Here is a 3,943-nt window from a genome sequence, read left to right as displayed (position 1 = left end):
GTCGACGGGCAGCACCGGCGCCGGGGAGAACGGCGTGGTCGGGCTCGAGCCGCCCGTGGCCGGGCCCGCCGTGGCGTCGACGTCGTCGAGGGTGGCGTCGAGCGCCTCGGCGGGCTCGCCGCTCAGCAGCACGGCCCCCGCGGCGCCGATCCACAACGGCAGCTCGTCGCCCACCTGGACGACGTGACGGAGGCTGTGCGGGCTGGGCGACTGCGCCACGACGACGCGGGCCACGCCGCTGCGGACGTAGAGGCTGACGGTCTCGCCCGTCGCCTCCGCGAGAGCGGCCATGCGGTCGGCGGTGGCCGCGGGCACGGCCCAGGCACGGGCCGCGAAGGCCCCCCAGTGGATCATCCGCGTTCCCACGCCGACCCGCCCGTCGGGCCCGTGCTGCAACATGCCCTCGGCGACGAGGGTGTCCACCAGGCGCAGGACGGTCGTGCGGGGCAGGCCCGAGGCGCGCACGAGTTCGGAGAGGGTCTGCGTGCTGCGCTCGGGGGTGAACGCCTGCAGGACGGCCAGGGCCCGGCTGACGGCGCGGACGCCGCTCGCGTCGCCGCGGCCCGCGACCGCAGGGGTCGGTGTCGTGGGGGGCGGTGTCGCCTCAGCTGGTGTCATCGTCTCGACCTCTCGCCGGGGAAGCGCGGGGCCCGGGTGGGGCCGCCCTTGCGGGGACTTCCATGGCGAAGCTACCATCAGGCGGACACAGACATCCACCAGGTGGACATCCCTTGGGTGGGATCGCCGGTGCCAACCGCTGCAACCATCACAAGGGAGTGATCGTGTGGGCAATCTGACCGACAGGAACAGGCGCAAGGTCGTCACGGGTGCCGTCGGCATCGTCGCGACCGCGGTGCTCGTCGGCTTCGCGGCCGTCGACGCCGGCGACGGCACGGCGGGGGCCGACCCCCGGGCCAAGTTGACGATGATGGCGCCCGCGGCGCCCGGCGGCGGGTGGGACCTCGCGGCCCGTGAGGCGCAGCAGGCTCTCCGCGCGGCGTCGATCGTCAACAACGTGCAGGTGGTCAACGTGCCCGGCGCCGGCGGCACCATCGGCCTGAGCCAGTTCGTCGGCCTGGGCGCCGATCCCACGAACCTCATGATGACCGGCACGGTCATGGAGGGGGCGATTACGGTCAACGGGTCGGACGTCGACCTCTCGGACACGACGCCCATCGCCAAACTGGCCGAGGACTACGAGGTCTTCATCGTCCCCGCGGACTCGCCCTACGAGACGATCGACGACTTCGTCGCGGCGTGGAGCGAGGCCCCGCAGAGCCACCCGATCGGCGGCGGCGGGCTCGGCGGGACCGACCACCTGCTCGCCGGACTGTTCGCCCGCGAGGTCGGCGTCGACCCCGGTGAGATCAACTACGTCTCGTACGCGGGTGGTGGCGAGGTGCTGACCGCCCTGCTCTCGGGCACGGTCGAGATCGGCGTCAGCGGCTACAACGAGTTCAGCGACCAGATCGAGGCCGGCAACCTGCGGGCCCTCGCGCTCTCGGCCGAGGAACCCGTCGACGGCATCGACGCCCCAACCTTCATCGAGCAGGGCATCGACGTGCACCTGCCGAACTGGCGCGGTCTCGTGGCCCCGAAGGACATCACCGACGCCGAGCGCGACGAACTCGTCGCGATCATCGACGAGATGGTCACCTCCGACGAGTGGCAGGACACCCTGAGGCGCAACTCCTGGGCCCCGGCGGTGGTCACCGGAGAGGACTTCGCCGACTTCATCGCCGAGGACCAGGCCCGCGTGAACACGATCATCGAGGAGTTGGGCCTGTGAGCGGCGTCATCCGGACCGTCTCGGTCACGCGCCGGGCCGTCGTCGTCGCGGACGGGTTCTGGCGCCGACGCACGGGCCTGATCGTGCCCGGGCTCATGCTGGTCATCGGGCTGGCCCTCGTGGTCGGCACGGTGACGATGCGCGTGCCCGACACCGCCACCTCGCCCGGGCCCCAGGTCTTCCCGGCGATCGTGGCGGCCCTCGTGCTGATCGTGGCCGTGCTGCTCGCGATCGACGTGTTGCGCAAGCCCGAGGCCGCCACCGTCGAGATCGCCCAGCCCGCCGCCCCCGGCGACGTGGACGACCTCGACCTCGACGGCGAACCCGTCGAACGACGCCCGACCAGCAACCACCGGGCCCTGCTCGGTGCCCTCGGCACGGTGGTGGTCTTCATCGCCGCCCTCACGCCGCTCGGCTGGTTGCTCGCGGGAGCTGTGCTGTTCTGGGGCATCGCCCGGTCGCTCGGCAGTCGGCGTCCGGTCTTCGACATCTTCCTGGCACTGGCGATCTCGTCGATCGTTCAGCTCGCCTTCTCGGCCGGACTCGGCCTCAACCTGCCTCCCGGCATCCTCGAGGGGATCTTCTGATGGAATCGCTCGCCAACCTCGGGGACGGGTTCCTCACCGTCCTGACCCCGATCAACATGCTCTGGGTGCTGATCGGGGCCGTGCTCGGCACGGCCGTCGGCGTCCTGCCCGGCCTCGGCTCGGCCATGGCCGTCGCCCTCCTGCTGCCCGTGACCTTCTCGCTCGACCCGATCGGCGCCTTCATCATGTTCGCCGGCGTGCTCTTCGGCGGCCTGTTCGGTGACTCGATCTCGGGTATCTTGATGAACACGCCGGGCAACAGCACGGCCATCGCCGGCACGATCGAGGGCCACAAGATGGCCACGAGCGGCCGGGCCGCCCAGGCCCTCGCGACCTCGGCGATCGGTGCCTTCATCGGCGGCATCATCGCGTCGGTGCTGGTCGTGTTCTTCGCCCCACGGCTCGCCGAGCTCGCGACGCTGTTCGGCCCGGCCGAGTATCTCGCCCTGGCGGTGTTCGCCTTCGTGGCGATCTCGGCCGTCGTCACCGAGTCGGTGCTGCGCGGCCTCGCCGCCCTCGGCATCGGCCTGGCGATCTCGGTCGTCGGCATCGACGGCATCTCGGGCGCCTCGCGCTTCACGGCCGGCGTGCCCGAGCTGTTCGACGGCATCGACATCGTCGTGATCACCGTCGGCCTGCTGGCGCTCGGTGAGGTCTTCAGCGTGGCGGCGAAGCGCGGCACCCCCGACGAGGCGGTGCTCGTGCCGTCCCGCGGTCGCCTCTGGCTGTCCCGCCGGGAGTTCCGCCTCGCGGCGCCTGCGTGGCTGCGCGGCACGGCGATCGGCATCCCGTTCGGCATCATCCCGGTGGGCGGCGCCGAGGTGCCGACCTTCCTCGCCTACGGCACCGAGCGCCGACTCGCCGCCCGCCGGAAGGACTCGATGTTCGGCCGCGGCGCCATCCAGGGCGTCGCGGGCCCCGAGGCCGCCGGCAACGCCACGGCCGGCACGGCGATGGGCGCACTGCTCGCGCTCGGACTGCCGACCTCCGCCACGGCGGCCATCCTGCTCGCGGCGTTCCGCCAGTACGGCCTGCAGCCCGGGCCCCTGCTGTTCGAGCGCGCCCCCGACCTCGTCTGGGCACTGCTCGCCAGCTTCTTCGTCGGCATGGTCGTGCTGCTGATCCTCACCCTGCCGTTCGCCCCGCTCTGGGCCAAGCTGCTCAAGGTGCCGCGCCACTACCTCTACGCGGGCATCTCGGTCTTCGCGATGCTCGGCGTCTACGCGACGAGCGCGAAGATCCTCGACCTCGTGCTCGTCACGGTGATCGGGCTGATCGGGTTCCTCATGCGCCGCTACGGACTGCCGGTCGCACCGATGCTCATCGCGATCATCCTCGGCCCGCTCGCCGAGACCGAGTTCCGGCGGGCGATGGCCGTCAGCGAGAGCGACCCGGCCATCCTCGTGTCGAGCCCGATCTCTGTGACCCTCTACGTCGTGCTCCTGCTCGCCGTCGCCGGCGCCGCCTTCCAGAAGATCCGCAGCCGGAGGACCGTCGCCCAGGCGATCGCCGACCGCCAGAGAGAGACCGTGTGACCCAGCCCCACCACCCCACCCCGGCCCATGAC

4 protein-coding genes are annotated in these 3,943 nt (G+C 71.9%); 3 read left to right on the top strand and 1 reads right to left on the bottom strand.

Going from position 1 to position 3,943, the window contains the following annotated elements:
• Window positions 1-618, bottom strand: a 618-nt coding sequence (locus tag AEQ27_RS04200; protein ID WP_152970160.1) for an IclR family transcriptional regulator, incomplete at its 3' end; no start/stop codon positions are given.
• 166 nt (window positions 619-784) lie between these two features.
• Between AEQ27_RS04200 and AEQ27_RS04195 the strand changes: the two genes are divergently transcribed.
• The 3 genes from AEQ27_RS04195 to AEQ27_RS04185 are packed head-to-tail and all read left to right on the top strand — an operon-like array spanning window position 785 to window position 3,911.
• Window positions 785-1,789, top strand: a complete 1,005-nt coding sequence (locus AEQ27_RS04195; RefSeq protein ID WP_235450970.1) for a tripartite tricarboxylate transporter substrate binding protein — start codon at window positions 785-787, stop codon at window positions 1,787-1,789.
• The gene (locus AEQ27_RS04190; RefSeq protein ID WP_200908317.1) at window positions 1,786-2,376 is read left to right on the top strand and encodes a tripartite tricarboxylate transporter TctB family protein; all 591 of its coding nucleotides are present in this window, start codon (window positions 1,786-1,788) and stop codon (window positions 2,374-2,376) included. The genes AEQ27_RS04195 and AEQ27_RS04190 overlap by 4 nt, the downstream gene beginning before the upstream one ends.
• Window positions 2,376-3,911, top strand: coding sequence for a tripartite tricarboxylate transporter permease (locus AEQ27_RS04185; protein ID WP_054145529.1), 1,536 nt, complete (start codon window positions 2,376-2,378; stop codon window positions 3,909-3,911). Before AEQ27_RS04190 ends, AEQ27_RS04185 begins: the two co-directional genes overlap by 1 nt.
• Window positions 3,912-3,943: the final 32 nt, after the last annotated feature.

The organism is Frigoribacterium sp. RIT-PI-h, from assembly GCF_001297205.1.
Classification (GTDB): domain Bacteria; phylum Actinomycetota; class Actinomycetes; order Actinomycetales; family Microbacteriaceae; genus Frigoribacterium.
This window is presented reverse-complemented; position numbering and strand designations above follow the sequence as displayed.

Coding starts and splice junctions, on each gene's coding strand:
- AEQ27_RS04185 (WP_054145529.1), top strand. CDS start 2,376: ATGGAATCGCTCGCCAACCTCGGGGACGGGTTCCTCACCGTCCTGACC.